A 22539-nucleotide genomic window follows, 5' to 3' on the forward strand; every position below is an offset into this window, starting at 1 on the left:
GTACGTAGAATGAATAAAATAATACCAAAACAGAACATATAATGTCCTTTTTTCCATCCATCCATTGCCGGTATCAGAGATATTCTGTTTCATAGAACCATATCCATTATTATAAAAAGAACCGCAGTTTCCCCTCTAAAAAGGGAAACTACGGAATATGATTTACTGTGATTTACTCAGCAATAAAACAAGGACAAGGAATAATCAGTTATTTCTCTAAAAGAGCGACAGTACACCAAAGGACGGGCCCCTGTCCATGATAATCACCCGTACGACGAGGACGATCATAATAATACTGCAAGTCATTCTTTTTATTTGTTCCTACACAAACAGCTTTTACTTGATTCTTTTCGTTAACGTATGGAACTAAAGCCAGCCACGCTTTTCGAGCAGCAGGTGCATATTCGTCAGCATCCAGCCAACCATTCTTAACCCCCATTATGAATGCGAAAGTAAACATAGCCGATCCTGATGATTCCGTCCAGCAATCAGGTTTATCAATCAGTTGGTTCCACAACCCTTCTGCATTCTGATATTCTTTCAAACTTTTCATCATCTTCTGATAACCTTCTAAGATACGGGCACGGTCTTTATGTTTTTTGGGCAAACACCGGAGCAACTCCGACATACCCGCTGCCATCCATCCATTTCCACGTCCCCAATAGTAAGGAACATCCGGAGCATGATAGAAAAGTCCATTCGGACGTTGCAGCTCGTCCAAGTACATAACCATTTCTTTCGCTGCCCGGTCAATATATTTACGGTCTTTTGTCACTTTGTATGCGTGGGTCTGCACAATCGTAATCATATACATGTCATCAATCCACAAACGTGTTTGCCAAGAATATCCTTTTTCAGCCCATTCTTTTTCTTTTGGTTTGGCATTTGCAGGAACTTCCCATTGAGAATCAGCATAAGGCAATCCCAGATACCAGTATTTCTTATCTTTTGTCACGTGGTACATTTCCAGTGGCAAGCTGCCAAACATATTCAAATCAACATGATTCATAATCGGTTGCAATGCTTTCTCTGATGTAAACAGAGGTTCAAACTTATTCTGCAAAAGTTTAATCAGCTCTTTATCTTTTGTTACCGCAGCATATTTTAGTGCACCATTCCAATAAAACGTCTCTGGATACCCAATCCATTTACCGGCATGAAGCGCGTGCTTCTCACCTATAAAGCGATATGCCAAACGCTTGCCGACCTCTTCAGGGGTATAACCCTCCGGAAAGTCCGTCAACAACTTAGTCTGAGCACATAATAGTTGAAAAGGTAGCAAAAGCAATAATAAAAGTAGTTTTTTACACATAACGACTTATTTTTATTTATTATACAATTATAGAATATATACAACTAATCATCTAACTTTCAGATTCCTTACATTATCGCATACAGCCACTGCTATTCTCGAGTCTGCGCAACCATAATAGAGATATAATTTCTTCTTATAATACGCCAATCCCTCAATAAACACCGTTCCATCTTTGTATTGCCCACTTTTCTCAAAAGAGGCCTCAGGTACAAAGAAAGGTTTATCTAACCGATCCAAAACTTTATAAGGATCATTATTATCAAACAAGAGTTGTCCTGCACAATAGGCTCCTGCCGGATAATCGGTGTCCCTCTCTTTTCCTGCATTTTTTCCATTATATAGAAGTACGATCCCCTTTTTAGTCCGTATTGCCGGAGGTCCGCATTCTGTCATCTGACAGTCAAAATGACCTTTACGCGGTCTCGCCAACTTCTTTAGTTCATTCTTCTCGTCCAGCACTGGATACCAGTCCACAAGATTGTCAGAAGTAGCTGCATGAACAGCATACTCTCCCCAGTACATGAAATACTTGCCATCTACTTTATCAATAACAAGCTTTTCTTTCTTTACTTTAGTCAGTATGGAAGCGGATTTACTGGCTATTTTAGTGAAACGTCCGTCATAGGCCTTTTCAAAAGCGGGTCCATGTTTTGTCCAGTTTTTCAGATCCCGGGAAGTGGCTACAGCGATACGCGGTGTCTTCCGGTTCCATGCCGTATAAAGCATCACATACAGTCCGTCTTCCGTCATTGCTACACGCGGGTCCTCACAGCCACCGGGCCATTCTATACCTTTAAAGTTATCTTCCGCTGGAAATAATACTGGAGTATCCAGCTTTGTCATTGTGACTCCATCCGTGCTCTCAGCATATCCGATACGTGAAGTCCTTTTACCGATGCCCTGTGCTGAATTATCTTCCGCCCGGTAAAGTACGACTATTTTCCCGTCTTTCACGGTAGCCGCCGGATTGAATGTATCACTCTCTTCCCACTTCACCTGTTGCTTCTGCATCGGACAATAAAAAGAAGTAGGTTGAGGTGAAATTACGGGATTAGCACCTTCAGGACGTACGAAGGGACCGAGTACCCAATTTCTGTTATCCTCTTTACCTGTAGTCGTATCCGTAGAAGGTTTCATGGTAAATCCACATAACATCAATATACCGGTCAGACTAATTACGAGTTTTAGTTTCATCTTATTTTCCTGCTTTATTCATAATAAATCATATACCTTTACAACAGATATTGTCCCTCCTCCTTCAATCTTTTACGCAGATAATCAGTATCGATTTTGTGGACATCATTCCTTGCCTGTTTTATAGCATGTACTGCAGCCATTCCGGCAGCTTCGCCAGTCACCAGACAAGGAGGCATTACCCGTAAACTCCCGAATGCTTCTTCATCAGTAGATATACAGCGTCCTGCAGTCAATACATTTTTCAGTCCTTTAGGTGTCAGGCAGCGATAAGGGATTCCATGAGATTCTCCTTTTTTATAACGTGTCTCTTTATGGCCGGGCTTATGAACATCTATATAATAACAGTTACGTCCGATTTCATCCTCAAAAGTTCTACGTTCTTTCCAGTCCTCTACCGTAAAAGTATAATCACCTTCAATCCGACGGCTATCTCTGACTCCAAGCAAAGAAGCAGTCTTCACCAAAAAAGCACTACCAAAAGTTTTGGGTTGAACGTCCTTCATTGCTTCCAAATATTGTCCGGCAATTTGCCGACCTACCATCATTGCCTGCGTAGTAGCCCAAGGATCCGTTGAATCGACATTATCAAGATGTCCGGCATTGAACTGTACCACATCCGGACCAATAAAATTACTATTAAAATGCTTATCTATCAATGGATATTTCCCAGACTCAATCGCTTTATAAACAGGGCTGTTCTTATTGCTAGTATGCAATGAAGGCCCCGTCAGATTGTAGTTATAGCTATCGACATTGGCAAACGAGAAACATAAAGATGAGCTCTGTACCACCCCACTATCATCTCCTCTTTTGAATGATGCGCCTGCCCATGCCGCCAAATCCCCATCACCTGTCGCATCAATAAAAACTTTTGCCTTGAAAGCAACAAGCCCGGATTTATTTGCAACAATAATAGCATCTACCGTTTCATCGGCTACTTTTTCTACAGCGGCAACTCTTGAAAAGAAGAGTACTCGGGCTCCCGATTCAGCAACCATCTGATCATAAACTGTCATCAAATATTCGGGATTTATACTCACCCAATTCATTTTCTGTTTTCTCTCATGCGGTACTCCTTTTCTCGAAGCTTCAAAGATTTTCTCTGCCAAACCTCTATAAATGATTTTCTCACCATCAGAAAACGGACACCATGCCGGAACCATACCGGCTGTCCCCATCCCGCCAAGTTGGCCCATTGCTTCAATCAATAGAGTCTTGGCCCCTTCGCGTGCTGCCGAGATAGCGGCAGCACAACCACCAGGTCCTCCGCCAACTACAATAACATCCCACCGATCATCTACGGCAATCTTTGTATTCTTCAGACTCAGTCTGGATTGCGTTGTTCCTCCCTGCGTATTGAGGCTAGGTACAGTGAAAGCTGCGGTCAACAGCCCTGCCTTTTTTAAGAATTCTCTTCTAGAAGTCATAGTATTCTCTTTATCATTTGGTGAACATCAGTTCCTTTGTCCGATTCGCTAAAACTCAATTAAACAATCCGCCTATCAATGAAGCTATAAATTTAAGTTTCATCTTACTTAAGTTTATATTTCTGGCTATCGATATTCCATCCTTTCAATACCAACATTGCTCCTTCGCTCAGTTTTTCCTTTGCCGTCTCAATCGTTACTGTTTTCTTTTCACCCGGAGTCAGGGAGAAGAAATTATCCGTATAGAATGATGGGCGTATCGGACTCATCTTTGCATTAAGAAATTGCAGTTGATTGAAGAAAGCTATCTGATTGGATGTATTTCTCATTGTGATATCAACAAAATAGTTATCACCTTCTTCCCTCACTTTATAAGCCAGTTTCACTTTAGAAGCCCGAAGTTTACTCAAATCCTCAAATCCAGAGGCTGCCGGACCGGTCAAGGTCGTCTTTCCTTCGTACTTATCGTTGGAACGCCAGTAGAAATTAGAAGAAATTTCTTTTCCCTTCTCATCTTTCAGTATTAATTTGATAAAGTGAACCTGAGAGATGCCATCGGGAAAACGAATGGTCAATGCATCATTCGCTACTCCATCTGCCGGTAAATTAACAGCAGCCGATTCTTCAAACACTTTCCGGCTATTTATATCATACACCTGTGCCGTAACCTTATAGTTATCGAAAGAACGATAGAAATCATTCACCACAGAAACCGTATTCTTAAGATAATCGAACTGAGCATGCAAAGGTTCCAAAGAATTGGCCGTATGATAAAGCGAAGCTGTCGGTTCAAGAGACCAGTCCCACATACGGGAAGCTACCTGCCTCATCGAGCAGTTATGATACCAGAACAAAAGACCTGAACAAAAACGGTCACCGTAATCCAGCTTATTATAGTTCCATACTTCCCAAATGCTTTTGGAGTTTATTGCACCCAGCAATTGTCCCTTCTGAGCAAATTCATCAATCGAAGATGACTTTCCATAATGATTCACCAAGTCCGTATACATCGTAGTCATCAGATGAAAACCATTTCCATCCAGGTAATCCCACACTTCTTTGTTGATGGGCCACAAGTCTTTCTCATCCATCATTTCCCGGAGTATTTCTACTGTAGGAAGAGTCGGTGCACCATATTCAGGATTAAAGCCATCTACACGGCTCCCTCTGGGAGAAGCTGTATTTTCATAATGCTGCATCGGATTCACCTGTTTATAAGGGCTGCCATCATGTACTCCAGCACACTCCGACTGCATCTGATATCCGCGTGTACCATCCAACTGATTCAGCAGTTCGGGAGTACCGGTCATTTCTGTGCTTTCATTGGAAGCAACATAATAAGCCAGAGACGGATGATTACGAATACGCTTCACTGTAGATTCCACGTTACTCATATAGAGAGCCTTGTCATGCGGATGACGAGTATCTCCTGTCATCCAGAATTCCTGCCATACCAGCAAACCCAGTTCATCACAGAGCTGAAAGAAATAGTCAGATTCGGCAATGCCACCTCCCCACATACGCAGAAGGTTGACGCCCGACTGGCGGGTATAGCGCAATTCAGCATAAGTACGTTCGTCAGAGTGTCTCAACATAGCTTCCGGTATCCAGTTCGTACCACGGATAAACAACCGTTTACCATTCACATAAAAGACACGTGATTTGTCAGGCGTTTTAGTATCGGAAGTGATTTCACGAATACCAAACCTTGTCTTTACAGAATCGCAGATCACTCCGTCAACCGATACGGTCAACTTCAGATCATATAAGTTTTGCGGTCCTTTGTTGACCGGCCACCACAAGCGAGGAGAATTCATCACAAGTTGCGGAAACTCTTCCGGAGAAAAAGTAACCAGTTTTTGTTCTCCCCGAATCACCCGGAATGATTTCTCAAAAGATATATTCTCACCTACAATCTCACCCTTTACTTTGCAATTAATTCCACTATTGCTAGTTGACGAATTAATCACTTCTACAGATACGGTCTCACGTGCCTGGCCATAATCCGGTTTACGCAATTCAGACTTAATAAACGGATGACGTAGAGCTACCTTTCCGGTAGCATAGATAGAAATGTTTTTCCAGATACCTGTATTGCGGTCACGGATGCCATCCATAAAGGTAAAGTCCCAGCCTACAGTCATCAACATTGTAGTATTCAATCCGATATTGCCGTTACCACCATTATGGAATTCTCCCGCAGCCCCCCAAGACTTCGGCTTAGTACTTCCGGGAACATCAACCGGATACACTTTTACAGCCAGTGCATTATTCTTCCCTATCTTTACAAAATCGGTCACATTAATATAGTCCTGTATAAACATACCATTGATGGTACTAAGCAAATTCCCATTCACCCATACTTCTGCCCGATAATTGATTCCATCCAGTTGTAACCAAACATTCTTCCCCTTAAAAGATTGAGGAACTGCAAACTCGGTACGGAACCAATAAGTATAAAAATCTCGTCCGACCTGAGAAATATCAGGAATCAGCTTCGATTCAATCTTATTATTAACTCCATAATAAGGTTCAGGGTATTTTTGGTTATACACTAAAGAATTTAAGACTGTACCGGGAACAATGGCTGGCAACCATTTTTCAGTCGGATAATCTGATGAAGATATCTTCTCACCCGGATCTGTGGTATCGCCTGCTTTCATCATTTTCCACTGATAATCTCCATGATGAGTGACTTCCGAATCAAGCCAAATACGATTTGGATCTCTGGCGTCATTCATCCTATTTTGTGCAGTCAATACTGAACAGAAAAATAGTAGCAAAACAGAAAAAAGGGTCTTAACAAAGTTATGCATATTTATGTTATAGTTTTAAATGGTTTTTGGCATGGAACAAAAGTAGAGGTTTCCTTTTATTCAACCTGCCAAAAACAGGTCAATAAATGAGATTTTAGTCCCAAATTATTTTAATAAAGGACATAATTGCCCGTATTCACCGTTATTTTTCCAGAAGAGCAACCGTACACCAAAGATAAGGAGCCTGACCGTGATAATCACCGGTATGACGAGGGCGATCATAATAATACTGCTTACTATTCTTTTTATTCGTTCCCACACACACTTCTCTTACATCATTCTTCTCATTAATATACGGTACTAAAGCCATCCATGCTTTGCGGGCTGCCGGACCATATTCTTTTGCCTTGAGCCATCCTTGCTTGACTCCGGTAATAAATGCAAAAGTAAACATAGCAGATCCCGAAGTCTCAGCCCAACAATCAGGCTGGTCTATTAACTGATTCCACAAGCCATCGGACGTCTGATATTTTTTCAGACTCTTCATCATTTTGCGATAACCTTTCAAAATACGCGGACGATATTTACTATCCTCAGGCAAACATTGAAGTAATTCTGCCATCCCTGCCGCCATCCATCCATTACCACGTCCCCAATAAAAAGGAACGTCCGGTGCATGGTAGAAAAGCCCATTCGGGCGTTGCAACTCATCTAAATAAAGCACCATTTCTTTGGCTGCACGATCAATATATTTCCGGTCTCCGGTCACTTTGTAAGCCTGAGTTTGTACAATGGTAATCATATACATATCGTCAATCCATAGACGAGTTTGCCAAGAATATCCTTTCGCATCCCATTCCTTTTCTTTGGCTTTTGCATTCCCGGGAAGTTCCCATTGCGTATCAGCATAAGAGATTCCTAAGTCCAAATAACGTTTATCTTTAGTTATTTTGTACAGTTCCAAACATAGACTGCCGAACATATTCCAATCTACATGCGTCTTTTTAGGCAAAATATTCTTTTTTGTCGTAAACAACGAATCAAACTTATTTTGCAACAGCTTAACCAGCCTTTCGTCTTTGGCGATTGCTGCATACTTAAGGGCACCACTCCAATTAAATGTATCAGCATAACCAATTCCTTTTCTATCGCTTATTCTATATTTCTCCATAAAACGATATGCCAGGCGATTACCGACTTCTTCCGGAGTATACCCTTGAGGAAAATCCGTCAACTTGCTCTGTGCCATTAATAGCTGAAAAGGCAAAATGCATAATAAAAAAAGTATTCTTTTATACATAACGATATTTTTAGTCATTAGATAATAAAAAGTTTATTCTTCTAGAAGAGCAACCGTACACCAAAGATAAGGTGCATGCCCATGATAATCCCCCGTATTACGGGGACGATCATAATAATACTGCATATCATTCTTTTTGTTAGTACCGACACACACTTCTCTTACTTTATCATTCGAGTTTATATAAGTAAGCATAGCCAACCATGCTCTTCGAGCAGCTTCACCATACTCTTTTACCGGTAACCATCCATATTTCACTCCCATAATAAATGCGTAAGTAAACATAGCCGAGCCCGATGTTTCTACCCAGCAGTCCGGTTTATCAATCAACTGTCTCCACATACCCTCTTCTGTTTGATAATTTTTCAGACTTGCCATCATAGTTTGGAAACCTCTTACAATAGGCAAATGATATGGGCTCGATTCCGGCAGATAGCGAAGCACTTCTGCCATCCCTGCCGCCACCCATCCGTTTCCTCTTCCCCAAAAATAGGGTACATCCGGTGCATGATAGAAAAGTCCATTCGTACGTTGCAACTCATCCAGATACATCGCCATTTCTTTAGCAGCGCGCTCAACGTATTTCAACTCACCGGTCACTTTATAAGCATGCGTTTGAATGACAGGAATCATATACATGTCATCAATCCACAAGCGAGTTTGCCAGCTATATCCCTTCGCTGCCCATGACTTCGCACTTGCACTTGCATTTTCCGGTACTTCCCATTGGGTATCTGCGTAAGGTATACCCATTTCCCGATATCGTTCATCTTTAGTGATCAGATACAATGTGAGAGGAAGACTACCGAACATATTCCGGTCAACATGGTCCATCCCAGGCAAAAAGTGCCTATCAGTAGTAAAAAAAGACTCAAACCCATCTTTCAAGGACCGGATCAGTTCATTGTCTTTCGCTACTTCCGCATATTTCAATGCTCCGTTCCAAGTAAAAGTTTCCGGATAACTGAGAGTTTTCCCATTATGTTTCCCCTTTGCAAAAAGTTTTCCCAACCGTTTCCCTATCTCCTTAGGAGTACTCCCTTCCGGAAAATCAGTCAGTAAGGGAGTATCAATTGTCCGCTTGGTCTGTAACATCCATTCCTGAATTTCGATTCCTTTTCCGCCTTGATTCCGATGAATGGTCAGTTTATAGTACTGATACGCCTCCTTATGTCTCAACTCCAAAAACTTTTTCTCCCTTTTTTCAAACTCCTGCCGAATTCTATTATCTAGTTCGACCCACTTCACATTGTCATTCGATCCGTAAAGAGACCACGCACCAGGTGCATTTCCTTCTTTATCTCCGGTTGCCATAACCGAATAATAACGCGCTACAACCGGTTCTTTTCCCTTCCAGATGATAGAGACAGAATTATTAGGAGTATAGAAAGAAGTTGTCCAGTCTCCATCAACCAAACTACTAATATCTTTTCCCTCAGGAGAGTCATCATACTCAGGAGAGATAGTACCCTCTGTCGGCATATTATAATTATCTGCCTTCAACTGATACACATAGGTGTATTTTTCCTTTTCGTCATTTTCCGTACCTTCCTGAACCGGTGGCACAGGGTCTTCATTTTCACTGGAACAGCTATAAAGCATACCACCCGATGTCATTATCAGGAATATGCAACACAGTGCCTTCGCTATATCATGTATCCAACCATCATTTTTCATTTTATACATCTTATTCTTCATTATTTTCCTTCTAGTTCCAGTACAGCTAAACGAGCCAGCATCTCGACAAAAGCTCCTTCGTGCAGGACTTGCCAAGAAGAATTCGTTTTACCGATAAAATAATTATTACTCAGCAGATTAGTTGTTTGATTCCGGCATTCTGACATCCAAGCCTGCAACATGCTCTTCTCGAACGCAGTGACATAATCCCTTCTTCCATCAATCTTATACAGTTCAAGGAAACCACGAAACAATACAGAATAAAACCAGGCATGATCTCCATTTATACGATAGAACTTTTCTCCCAGTTCTTTTGAGTCATACAAGGTAAACCACTTACTGTAGGCTGAACGGGCAATCTGCTGCGCTTCATTCAGATATTGTTGTTCTCCTGTTATATTGTACAATAAACAAGCAGCCTGCATTGGCTGACCGGAATTGTAACTGTACTTACTTTTACCTATAGTCATCGAAGGAGTAATATTATCATAGAAAAGGTGATCACTCGGATCTTGCATGTATTGTATCAACCATGCATAAAATTCTTTAGCTTTATCCAGATACTTCTGCTCTTTGGTTATCTGATATAATTTACATCCCAATACTGCAGCCGGTGCGGTAGAACATGTATGTTTATTACTGTATGCCGGTATTTCCCTCCAAAGAATACCGCCACCACATGAACTGGTGTTTCCCACCATCAAATAATCCCAAACCATTTTCGCCTTCTCCAAGAAACGATTTTCCTTTGTCTGTTCATACAGTTCCGCCATATCCAGTCCTATCCAGACATTATCGTCATAATACCTTTCATTTCCGTTTTGCGGATAAACTGCGTAAGCGCTGCGCTTGTTATCAGTTGTGATAAAACGATTGATACTGTTAAACATACGGTCAGTCAAATCTGCATACTTTTTTTCATAAGCAGATACCCCGATTGAAGCTCCACGCAAAGCTACATAGCCAGAAAGCCCTGCTCCTTGATCCCAGACTACGGCATCTCCATCCCAATAAGGTCCAGTAGCAAGCGGATATCTTGTATTCCAACAGTCACGTGCAGACTTTCCGAAACAAAGATTCATTAACGAAGTCATCAGGATGTCAGCTCTTTCCAGGAAACGGGTTCTCACTACCTCTTCTTCACGAAGCGGCGTAGCAGTGACCGTCAATTCCTCCGAGCGTTTCCCATAATTATCAACAGCGACGGCAGTCACAATATATGTTCCCGGTTCAGAGACAACTATTAACAGTGAACCAACCTTTTCTGTAGCAATACGTATGTTTTTCTTTGCTGTGTTCTCAGGTTTATCTCCCTCTAACAAATAAGAGATCTCTACAGAAATAGCTCCGACAGGATTAGTCCAGCTTACTTGCAATTCATTCGCTCTCTCCGTTTTCTCCGCCACAAGATTGGTAACCGGAGGTACTGTTTTTGGGCCCTGTCCATCCTGCTTTCCATCATCTATTTCATCCGTGATAGGCGAGTCGCCCCCACCGCATGCACCTAATAATGCAAATAAGAGAAAGAAACAGATTCCTAACAGCATATTAAATCGGATATTTTTCATGATATTCCTAGTTTATAGGGTTACTTTATTCTCACTGGTTCAATCGTTTCTCCTGTGATACTAATTACTCCTTTATCGGAGATATTAAAGTTACTGATGTAGGAAGTACGGGGACCTACACTTGTCTCACTTGCATGAGCATGAAAGATATATTTATAACTTCCATTGGCACAGACAAACGGTGCTCCATGTCCTGTACCGACTAGCCCTACAGACTTAGCAGCCTCTTTGTCTCTCCGGAGAATCGGATTTCCGCTATACTTGGTCCAAGGTCCTTTAGGAGAACTAGCCGTTGCATATCCTACAGCATAGTCTTTACTTTCATAGTGGTTTGCTGAATATATCAGGTAATAAGTATTCCCTTTCTTCAACAACGAAGGACCTTCGGCAATCGTCCCTTGTTTCTTCTCCCAAGGTTCAGTAGCACTTATACACTTAGTCAATGTTTCTTTTTTTATACTGGTCAAGTCGTCATTCATTTCTGCTACCCAAATCACGTTTCCCCCGGTAAATCGTACATAATAGAGATAAGGAGTACCATCATCATCTATAAAAAACGAAGTATCAATTCCTTTTTCATCTGCTACAATAGGCTTCTTTTCCCTCTGTATAAAGGGGCCTTCCGGGCTAGTAGAGGTAGCTACACAAATATGTTCTTCCACCGAATAGAACATATAAAACAAATTCTTTGATTTCACATAATATACTTCCGGAGCCCAATACCATTTAGTTCCCCAGGAATTTTCCGGTGACAAAGCCTTTATATCATTTCGCTTCCATTGCTTCAAATCTTCAGAGATATACACTTCGAATCCGTTAACACGAGTTCCATATGCATAGTATTTACCTTCATGGTATAACACAAAAGGATCGGCAATCGGCAATTTATACTCTGCTATTATATCCGGGTCAATCGCGTCTTTTTCGGCTGGAGTAGCTGAAATCGTCACTTTCTCGGAACGCTTACCATAATTATCAACGGCTACAGCAGCAATTTGGTAGGTTCCAAATTCTGGTAATTGGAGTGTATATTTGCTATTTTTCTCACCATATACACGCACATTTATAATTGCAGGAGATTCCCCATTTTCTTCCAAGAAATAAGATATCTCCACAGCGACAATTCCTGATGGATTTTTCCATTCCAATAGTAATTCATTCGCCTTATCAGTCTCTTTCGCTGTAAAATCAGTAACCGTCTCTATGATTGCTTCATTTTTCTGCCCATCATCTCCCTTCTGATCATTCTTATTAAGTGGTGAATCGTCACCGCCGCCACAAGACAAAAAGAAAATAGTTCCTAATATCAAATATACGTTTAAAAATAAATTGCTGTGTGTATTCTTCATATTTTTAGTAAAAAAATGTTGCAAAATATTCATTATTAATGTTTGAAACGCAAGCTACCACAAATTCATTCTGAACTAAATCAAAATTTGCGATAACTTGCGTTTCAGTTTAGCTACATAGATTAATCATCGTTTAATCATATCTGCCTTTCTTCACACTTTTACCATTGAACTTGCTGGTCTTCATCCGGAATCAAAGTATTCAAATTACGTTGCATTGACAATGAACCCTGTACTTTATATCGAATTCTCTTTCCAGGCACAGTAGTATAATCATCAAACTCATAATATAAATTCATTGTTATAAAAATCTTCTTCAGATAAGGTTTCAGTTCATCCATCTCACTATACATAGAGAAGTTAGACTGGAATGCCAATGGTTTGCCATCTGCGTCTGTAAGTGGACCAAAATTAAGTTCATCATTTTCTGCCCAAACCTCTAATTGTTTAGTGTCATTACCCTCTTCTGGGAAACGAATAAAGATCTTATATAACTTACGGTCTAAGTAATCAATATCTCTAGTTCCAGCATAAATAAAAACTGTTCGGTCATCCACAACAAACGCCCGCTGTTCACTTACAGTAAAAGGCTCCTTATTATCCACATCTGTCTTAAAGTGAATCAAGTATTGAGCTGCATCATAAGTACCTGAATAATCGTTAAACGGTAAAAGACGTAACATTGCTCTTCGAAAATACTTGCGAGGATTAGCCTTATAACCTAATGAAGGATCATCCACAATTTGCAAAGGCAATACCCATTTATCAGCCTGGTCCAAATCTTCTGTTAATTTAAAATCGATTGGTAATACCCCTGTAGTTTCACCGGCAGGAATTTCCACGGTTTCTGACATATTATAATATTGGCTTGGTAACTGCTGGAAATATAGTTCTTGGCGATGACCATATACATTTTGATTCAATACAGCCAAAGTATCCGGATCTAGGGCAATCTGAATATTCAAAGGTCGGTCAGACACAGTTGAACCGCTAATAATTATTGGCAGTTTATATTGCACTACTCCTCCTGGTTTATAACGAACATATGTTGTCGTCACTCCTTGTGCATTCACATTAGCCTTGAAAGAAGCCATATGCAAATATTGCTCGTCTTCCCATTCATTATTGCACGATACGCAGCATATTGCCACTACCATGCCTAAAAATAAATAATATATATTTTTCATATTCTCAATCGTTCAAATATTATTCAGGATCAGTCCAACCCGGATTTTGGATCAGATTGGCATTATGTTTCAATTCAGTATGACTAATAGGCCAAAGCCACATCTTCTCTGCAAAAATAGTAGGTAATGAAGTACACATTACTGGTGTCTGAAAGTCTTCTCTCATCTCCTGCGTTGCAAGCACATTACAACCATATACTGGAGCTGATTCCTCTTCCGGAGCATCCATCCAACGACGTAAGTCAAAGTAACGATGTCCCTCTGCAAAGAGTTCTATTTGCCGTTCACGTTTCAGTTTCATACGGAACTTGTCTACATTATTATATTCATCTGGTGTATAATCAGGCAATCCTGCACGAATACGGATTGGACGAATACCCTTCTTCATTTCTGTCTCGTTTCGACTAATAGAGTGAGTCTTACTTCCATCCCAGGAAGGAAGTTCATATGACCCTGTCAATTCATTCAAAGCCTCCGCATAAATCAACAATACCTCTGCATAACGAATGGCGGGATCTGGCTTAAACACAACACGAGATATATCATATGGCGAGTTATGAGTATAACTAATGTCATCTGGGTGTACATACTTCTTAATTCCAATACCAGTACGTAACCAATAAGAAGATGATTTATATCCATCATTACTTCCTCCTCTATAATAGAAGACTGGTACATTACTCTTTTCATCATGATTATCATCATTCAGTGCTTTCAAATAATGCCATGTACTTCCACTATATGCTACAGATGCGTAAAAACGCGGCTCACGCTGTACGTATTGTTTAGAAACCCCTGTACCTAGCTGCCCCAATTCCGGATAATTTACTAATTCCTCAGCAGTCACAAAATCTTTTGGACGCTCTTCCGTATTGTAACGACCGACATATCCCGGACGATCACTATACATATCATTCATACCCGGGCAATCTTCGCCATTATTCATATAATAAGCATCGCACTGTTTTTGCGTCATACCATGCGAGTTATATCCTCCACCTGTATTTCTAGGAATCTGATGTATCACCATTACTCTTATATTCTCGCCACCTTGATTCCCTGCACGTGTAAATATCAATTCTGGATTTGCATTAGCAGCAACAGAACCATTGAACAAGGAACGATATGACTCAAACGGATCAATATTTTTCCATCCATTGGGCCAATCTTGTTCAGAAAATTCCGCATTATGAGGAGGAGTTATAGTAGCAGGATAAGCCATATCTCCTATTGTTTTAGCTGGTGCTGTATACAATTCATAAAAATTTAAATCCATCACATCTTTAGCTGCTGCTGCAGCTTTTGCCCATTTCGATTCATCATATACATCAGGAAGCAAATGTGTTCCATCTCTATTTATTAAAGCTGAAGCAACAGACACTGGTGCTTTTCCATTAAACAACGGGCTTGCCGCAAACAAAAATACTTTAGCACGCAATGCAAGTGCAGCTCCACGAGTTGGACGAGCTATTTCTTGTACTGATCGCTGAAGAGGTAATACACTTGCAGCTTTCAACAATTCATCATTAATGTATGTTACACATTCGTCATATGTATTTCTTGGATAAGCCAAATCATCATAACTTTCCATGTAATCAAGTCCTTCCTCTGGAAGAATAGGAATCGGACCATATAAACGGAGCATAAACCAATAGAAATAAGCACGCAAGAAATGAGCCTGACCTTTAAAATCCGAGATTTCTTCTTCTGTAAATTCCTTATTCTTATCAATGTTATTCAAGAAAATAGAAACCTGACGAATTCCTTTATAAGCAGTCTCCCAAACACCTAAACTTTGATTATTATTTCCTAAGACTCCTTTCTCCGAATATTGCCCACTTTTCCATGCTTTATAACCATCACCCTCATCACCAAAATACATATCATCAGCAAAATTAAAAGGCAGAATTTTTTTACTACAAACATCTTGCATATAGTTATTGCCTAAATAAGCATAACCTTCCGCCAACCAACGATTTGTATAATCTTTGTTGCTAAATACATCCTCTATGGACATACGCTCCTCGAATAAATAATCCGAATCCAGATAATCAGAACATCCGGTCATAAAGACACTCAATCCTGCCACAAAAGATAAAATTATAATTACTTTTTTCATATAAAATCTTTATTATAAATTAACAGATACTCCCAAAGAGAATGTTTTACTAAGCGGATATTTCTTTCCATCTGCACTTCCCATTTCAGGGTCCCAAAGCTTGAATTTAGAAAATGTAAGCAAATTAGTTCCAATAAAGAATATACGCACTTGGTTCATATGTACCTTATTAACTAATGATTTAGGAAGTGAATAACCTATATCCAAAGTTTTCAATCTCAGATAAGCACCATTTCTCAACCAGAAAGTAGAAGCACGGTTATTGTTGCTATTATTTCCATAGGTCAAACGTGGATAATCTGCATTAGGATCTTCATTAACACCTAAAATCCAACGATTTCCTTCTGCCATTTCTTTCAAGACATTTCCCCAGCCATCTCCTCCTGAAAACATGTACACTGTAGAACCATTAATAAAATAAGTAGATTTCCCAACTCCTTGAAAGTGTACATTTACATCTAATCCTTTCCATTTAGCACTTGCTCCAAAACCATAAGTAAAGTTTGGTCTTTTTGTCGCACCAATAGCTACTTTATCATTGTCATTAATCACACCATCACCATTGATATCTTTATATTTGATATCACCTGGCATAACATCACCGAACTGAGACGGCCAGTTACGAATCTCTTCATAATCTTTAAACAGCCCCATAGCAATTAATCCCATAGCCTGATCTACACGATGTCCTGCCATTGTTTTATACCAATAAGGAGTATTTTCTTCGTCACGTTCCAAAATCTCATTCTTGCCGTAAGTCATATTACCACGTACAGTTAAATTTACTTTACCCAACTTTTGCTTAAAAGTAAAATTACCATCAAAACCTTCCGATTTTACTTCACCCACATTTCCTGAAGGATTAGAGCCTGTTAAACCAACAATCCCTGGCAAATAAGCACGCCCCATATAAATACCAGTACGTTTTTCATGATAATAATCAATAGAACCTGACAATTTATCATTAAAAAAACTGAAATCAATACCTAAATCCTGCTTGGTAGCAATTTCCCACGAAACATTTTCAGAAGCAACCTGAGAATAATACATACCACTATAACTACGGTCATATCCATAATCTGCAAATTTATATCCACCGCCATCTGTCGCAATCGTATATAAATACGGGAAGCGAATGTTATTGCCTAAATTATCATTACCTGTTTTACCCCAAGAGTAACGAATTTTAAACATATTCATCCATTTCACATGTTTTTTTATAAAAGACTCTTCAGCTAAATTCCATGCTCCAGAAACAGCTGGGAAAAAGCCAAAACGATGATCTTTATGAAAGTTTTCTGAACCTGTATAACCAAAATTAAAATCTATAAAATAACGATACTTCCAATTATAGTTTACACGTCCTGCAATACCTTGATTACGACGAGCAATACCATTCTTCAAATCCGAACCAATACCTTGTGTGAAAACTTTAGAGGATTGTGTATATTTTATAACAGCTCCTGTATGATGATCATTAAACCCACGATTATAATGTAATTCCCATTCAAAAAATTCTTTTCGATTACCATTAGATCCTGAACTTTGAGTCATCTTCTTCTCTTCTGAAACACGGGTAAAAATGAGGTTACCATTGGTATCACGGTAATTCTCAGCTTTATATAATTCTGGCCATTTAACACGTCTTATATTGTTCTCATTATAAGTATCATATCCAAAACGGCCAATAAATTTCAATCCTTTGGTAATAAATTTTAAATCTTGTTCTAATACCGCATTAGTTTGAATACTATTTTTCCAACTCTCATTGTATCCAGTCTGTGTTGCCTGCGTCCATGGGTTGATATTGTCTTCTTTCCCAGACCATGCAGGAATTTTACCATCAGAATAAGTCAATGGCATCATAATAGAATTATATCCCATCAAAGTAGTCCAAATAGCAGTAGTTCCTACACCCGGATCATTTTGTTTTTGCAATGAACCGGAAAGACCGACTTTCAATATAGTAGTCTTAGTAATATCTATATCCACATTCATACGATAAGTCCATTTCCGAAAGTTTGCATTAGTATTGTAATCTTTTAAGGACTTATCTGTTTTATACATACCTTGTTGCTCCTGATAGCTACCACCTACATAATAACGAGCAGTTTTTCCACCGCCAGTCATATTCAAAGATGCACGTGAACTCCATGCACCATCCCGAAGCATAATATCCATCCAGTCTACATCCGGATACAAGTCTGGATCAAGCCCTAATCGAAATATCTCCAATTCTTCCGGTTGATAAAGCGGTTCTTGATTACGTGCAATCTTAGCTTCGTTAGCCATGGAAGCATAGGTATATCCATCTACGAATTCAGGAGTTTTGGTAAATGTATTATAGAAACCTTCTACCTTAGCATTAATATTAATTTTCCCCTCTTTACCACGACGAGTATTAATCAAAATTACACCATTAGCTCCTTTACTACCATAAATCGCCGTAGCTGAAGCATCTTTTAATACAGTAAATGACTCAACATCCTCTACGCTTACCTCATTTAGATCACGTTCAAAGCCATCAACTAAAACCAAAGCAGCACTACTAGCACCAAATGTAGAAATACTACGCACCCAAAACTCAGATACTGTACCAGGACGACCATTCGATTGCATAGCTTGAATGCCTGGTACAACCCCAGCCAACGCGTCAGCCATAGAGGTAGAAGGAGTATATTTCAAATCCTCTACATCCACATTAGTCACAGCACCTGTTACTGCTATCTTTTTCTGTGCTCCCGTACCTGTAATCACTACCTCGTCTATCAAATGTGCTTCTGATTCTTTCATCACCACATTTACCGTCCGTTGTTCTTTCACCAGCACCTCTACTTGGTCATAACCTATGTATGTAAATACCAATTTATGATAAGGCGGCATTTTAATCAAAAATTTACCATTAATATCAGTAATAGCACCTAAACCCGGCATATCTGCGATAACTACATTTACACCGATCATAGGTTCTTTATTTGTATCGGTCACAATTCCCGTTACTACAATATTTTCCTGTCCCCACATTGAAACAGAAAGTCCGAGTAACAACATACATGTTAACAAAAAATTTTTCATCATAAGAAAAGTATGTTTATCATTTATTATTCTTCCATAGCAATCTTTCGGATACGATGATTATCAACATCGCCAACATAAAAGCATTCTCTTTTTTCATCATACACTATGCTTGTCGGGCGTGAAAAACGAGCCTCATGACGCAAATCTCCATCATTATACCCTTCTTTTCCTTCTCCATTTGGGCGTCCTGCAAAAGTACTTACACGCCCTTCAGGAGTCATTTTACGAATGCAGTGGTTTCTCTGATCACAGAAATAAAAATCATATTCATCTTCCTGCCCTACATACTCAGGATTCTTTACAAAGCAACCTTCCCTTGGAACATTCAGTCTAACTCTATTGCCCATTCCATCAGTCCAACCACTCTCTTTATATTTACCACATACCAAATAAGGTGTCATAAATGTTTTTTCTATCCAATTATAATCACTACGCATGATAATATGTGTATCATCAGACAAAATAAGATACATATAATTCCCTGTAGGATGAATAGCTGTAAAAACGCCAACTTTTGAATATGGAAGTGGTATTTTATCAAATTCATGAACTTTTGTATCCTGATCATATCGTCCAACCACTCCCAAATCATACCGGGAAGTATAAATTTCGCCATTTACAGGATGAACACTAGCTGAACGAGAACCACGGGCAACATAACTTTCAACAATCGTTTGAAACCCACTCTCACGAGAAAAAAAGAAAGTCGCAGGCTGATCGGTTTTAGCATAGTCTTTTACTACAATTAATTCTCCTTTTTTAGAGAAACTTATAGCGTTTATACTCGAAGTTCCCACTGGGGAAGGAAATGAAATAGTACCCACAGTTTCATTGGCAAGGTCAAGCACACGATGTGACTTGTTAGCTCCACAAACATACAACTTATCAGAATCCATTGGATCCAAAACCATCCAATTAGCATTATCGAATCCACCACAGTCATCAAAAGGTCCATCTTTTACATCCCATTTTGTGTTATTTTCATACGTTTCTCCAGCTAAGGTAGTCACTAACATCTTTTTCTGATATACAAACTTCTCTTCTGCTTCCGCATAAGCGATCTCCTCTCCATTTTCATCTAGTATCGTAACTTCAATATCGCCATTAAATGCTTGAGACGGTACAAAACAATGTAAACTTTGATTCTTTACTCCAATAAGATTTGCAGCTTTCCCACCAATAGTAACTTTTACTCTAGACACATCGTTCCCGAAATTGTCTCCATAGACCACGAGCCGTGCCCCCATACCACCCTCTTTGGGAGTAAAATCGGAAATAAGCACTGGCTTAGTCGGATCAAAAGGTTGTTGTTCTTCACTTTTATCATCATCTTTGCAACTCAAAAAGCAGAAACTAACCAACGCCAGTACTCCCCATAGAAGATACCAGCCATGATTTCTTGTTTTTGTTTTCATTTTCATAATACATTGATTTTTAATGTTATGAGCATTATTTAATTGTGTAATATATTTAATAAATATATCATTCTCATTAGAGAATATTTTAAATTAAACTCTAGTCATAGAATACAGGAATTAAATCCGAATTAGATGGAATCTTATTTTTTATATATGGCCAACCATCATCAGTCCACAATACGCGATCGAGCATTCCCAAACGCCCTCCAACTCCACCATCTTTTTTCATATAGCTATGATAAATCATCCAATCAGTGCCTTCATCATCTTGAACAATAATAGAATTATGTCCAGGTCCTATCCATTTTTGCCCATCTCCTTCCAACACAAGTTCCCAGTTGTTTTTGAGCATATCTTTCCCGTCTTTATCAACATACGGACCAAGAAGGTTTTCCGAACGCCCAACTACCACTTGATAAGAAGCATTCACGCCATTGCAACAACTACCAATGGAAGCAAACAAATAATAATATTTGCCTTTTTTATATATATTAGTGCCCTCAAAGGCATTCCCACAAACTTGTTTCTTCAAAGTAGGTTTACCATCATTTCCTAATTTAACAGTCAACCCATCATCTTCCAATTCAGTAACATAAATACCTTTAAAACTTCCAAAGAACATATATTTCTTTCCATCCTCTTCATAATAAAACTGATCTATACAATTAGAACCAAATTCTTTATTCCCTATCAATTCTTTACTGTCAGGGAAAGGTCCCATAGGTGTATCACCTACAGCTACAGCCGTGTAACTAATATCAGTACCATTCATTTTAGCCCATGAGTAATAAAGTACATATTTGCCATTAAGGAAACGAATTTCCGGGGCCCAAAATGCCCCTCCTCCCGGCAAATCTGGTTCGGTCGCTTTATTAAAAGCTGTACCTTGATATTCCCAATTTACTAAATCTTTTGAACGATAAACAGGCATCCAATAAGTCTTAGTTTGTGTAGCATACAAATAAAAATATCCATCATTAGCACGAATCACACTTGGATCAGGCACACTCTTATCCGAAATAATTGGATTTGTGTATGTCCTTCCAACCCGAAGATAACAAACCTCATCACGACAAATTATGCTTTCATTCGAGCAGTGGCCTAACTGTAAAGGAAGCAAATAATTTACAACAGCCATCCCTTCACGTTTAATCGTAATTTCTCCATTAGCTTGATTTTCACCAGCCTTAAAAGTCACACCTTCACCTAAATCATAATTGCTAACAGGTAGAAGTTGATAAGAAGTCTTATAAACTTTATTATATTCTGCAACCAGTTCTTCTGCATTAGATGGTACAGCGAAACTACAGACGAAATCCCATGGATTGGTCGTAGACACTCCATCTACCGTATAATCAAGTGTTGCACCAATAGATACAGGAATCAAATCTTTATTCACACTAACTTCTGCAGCAGAAGCAGCAAGACCAACTGTTGGATAATCAAAAGAAATACTAAGTAGTATTCTACTCTGACTATCTCTGACTTGGATTTTATCGCTACTCAGTTTCAAAGCAATGACATACTCAACAGTTTTTTCCCTAAACTCTGCAAACACTTTAGATGGATTAAACTTAACCTCTACATCCATAGTGGAAATTCCTTCTTTAAAAGATACTTCTGTAGAAGTAAGAGAGTACAATGATGATGGCAAAAGAACATATGATGTTTTCTCCTTATTATTATATGCTTTCAATTCATCCTCACTCCATGAATTTATTTGGGCCTCTCCTCCTTGATTACTTCCATTCCCTACAGCCTTGATTTGGAAAGGAAATACAAAGTTTTCTTCTGTACAAGAAACCTTGATTGCATTCAATCCATTTGGTTGTAATTGTAGATAATGATTCGTTGTATTGCCAGGATCATCAATCGGAGCATTATTATCCGATCCGCACGATAGGAGTAAGAGTATTCCCGCCAACATATATATAAAGCGGTGTGCACTCATAGTGATACTTCTTTTTTCAATCAGTTTGTTATTCATTACATAAGATTTAAGTTGGACTCAATACAAGTCCTTGTGTTACATACAGTTTAAAAATTTTAAATAAAATGTGTTATCCTTCAAGCAGTCTTCTCAACCATATAAAAAACCAATCATCATTTTCTTTACCTTATTTATTTTCTTTTATTATGTGCTCACAT

13 protein-coding genes are annotated in these 22539 nt (G+C 39.1%); all 13 read right to left on the reverse strand.

What is annotated here, in order from left to right; genetic code table 11:
- Window positions 1-208 precede the first annotated feature (208 nt).
- The gene (locus tag K6V30_RS03365; RefSeq protein ID WP_022301658.1) at window positions 209-1312 is read right to left on the reverse strand and encodes a glycoside hydrolase family 88/105 protein; all 1104 of its coding nucleotides are present in this window, start codon (window positions 1310-1312) and stop codon (window positions 209-211) included.
- Window positions 1313-1360: 48 nt separating this feature from the next.
- Window positions 1361-2509: a glycoside hydrolase family 130 protein gene (locus K6V30_RS03370; protein ID WP_070612873.1), complete on the reverse strand. Its 1149-nt coding sequence runs from the start codon at window positions 2507-2509 to the stop codon at window positions 1361-1363.
- A gap of 38 nt (window positions 2510-2547) precedes the next feature.
- A complete protein-coding gene (locus tag K6V30_RS03375) occupies window positions 2548-3939 on the reverse strand; it encodes an FAD-dependent oxidoreductase (RefSeq protein WP_010535712.1) in 1392 nt (463 codons plus the stop codon).
- 104 nt (window positions 3940-4043) lie between these two features.
- Complete coding sequence (locus K6V30_RS03380) at window positions 4044-6755, reverse strand: glycoside hydrolase family 2 protein (protein WP_022301660.1); 2712 nt, start codon at window positions 6753-6755, stop codon at window positions 4044-4046.
- Between the two features lie 142 nt (window positions 6756-6897).
- Window positions 6898-7995, reverse strand: a complete 1098-nt coding sequence (locus K6V30_RS03385) for a glycoside hydrolase family 88/105 protein (protein WP_022301661.1) — start codon at window positions 7993-7995, stop codon at window positions 6898-6900.
- 33 nt (window positions 7996-8028) lie between these two features.
- Entirely contained in the window at window positions 8029-9090 is a 1062-nt protein-coding gene (locus K6V30_RS03390) for a glycoside hydrolase family 88/105 protein (RefSeq protein ID WP_055270944.1), read from the reverse strand.
- Between the two features lie 602 nt (window positions 9091-9692).
- Window positions 9693-11240: a glycoside hydrolase family 76 protein gene (locus K6V30_RS03395; RefSeq protein ID WP_022301663.1), complete on the reverse strand. Its 1548-nt coding sequence runs from the start codon at window positions 11238-11240 to the stop codon at window positions 9693-9695.
- A gap of 20 nt (window positions 11241-11260) precedes the next feature.
- Window positions 11261-12184 (reverse strand): glycoside hydrolase family 43 protein, encoded by a 924-nt coding sequence (locus K6V30_RS03400; RefSeq protein ID WP_048692907.1) that lies wholly within the window; start codon window positions 12182-12184, stop codon window positions 11261-11263.
- Window positions 12185-12750: 566 nt separating this feature from the next.
- On the reverse strand, window positions 12751-13776 hold the full coding sequence (locus K6V30_RS03405) for a DUF4973 domain-containing protein (protein WP_055270888.1): 1026 nt from the start codon (window positions 13774-13776) through the stop codon (window positions 12751-12753).
- 19 nt (window positions 13777-13795) lie between these two features.
- Window positions 13796-15895 (reverse strand): RagB/SusD family nutrient uptake outer membrane protein, encoded by a 2100-nt coding sequence (locus tag K6V30_RS03410; protein ID WP_055270890.1) that lies wholly within the window; start codon window positions 15893-15895, stop codon window positions 13796-13798.
- 12 nt (window positions 15896-15907) lie between these two features.
- The gene (locus K6V30_RS03415; protein ID WP_055270892.1) at window positions 15908-18973 is read right to left on the reverse strand and encodes a SusC/RagA family TonB-linked outer membrane protein; all 3066 of its coding nucleotides are present in this window, start codon (window positions 18971-18973) and stop codon (window positions 15908-15910) included.
- A gap of 23 nt (window positions 18974-18996) precedes the next feature.
- Complete coding sequence (locus K6V30_RS03420) at window positions 18997-20394, reverse strand: IPT/TIG domain-containing protein (RefSeq protein ID WP_070101337.1); 1398 nt, start codon at window positions 20392-20394, stop codon at window positions 18997-18999.
- 94 nt (window positions 20395-20488) lie between these two features.
- On the reverse strand, window positions 20489-22378 hold the full coding sequence (locus K6V30_RS03425) for a family 43 glycosylhydrolase (RefSeq protein WP_055270894.1): 1890 nt from the start codon (window positions 22376-22378) through the stop codon (window positions 20489-20491).
- Window positions 22379-22539: the final 161 nt, after the last annotated feature.

It is taken from the genome of Bacteroides faecis (assembly GCF_020091505.1).
GTDB classification, from domain to species: domain Bacteria; phylum Bacteroidota; class Bacteroidia; order Bacteroidales; family Bacteroidaceae; genus Bacteroides; species Bacteroides faecis.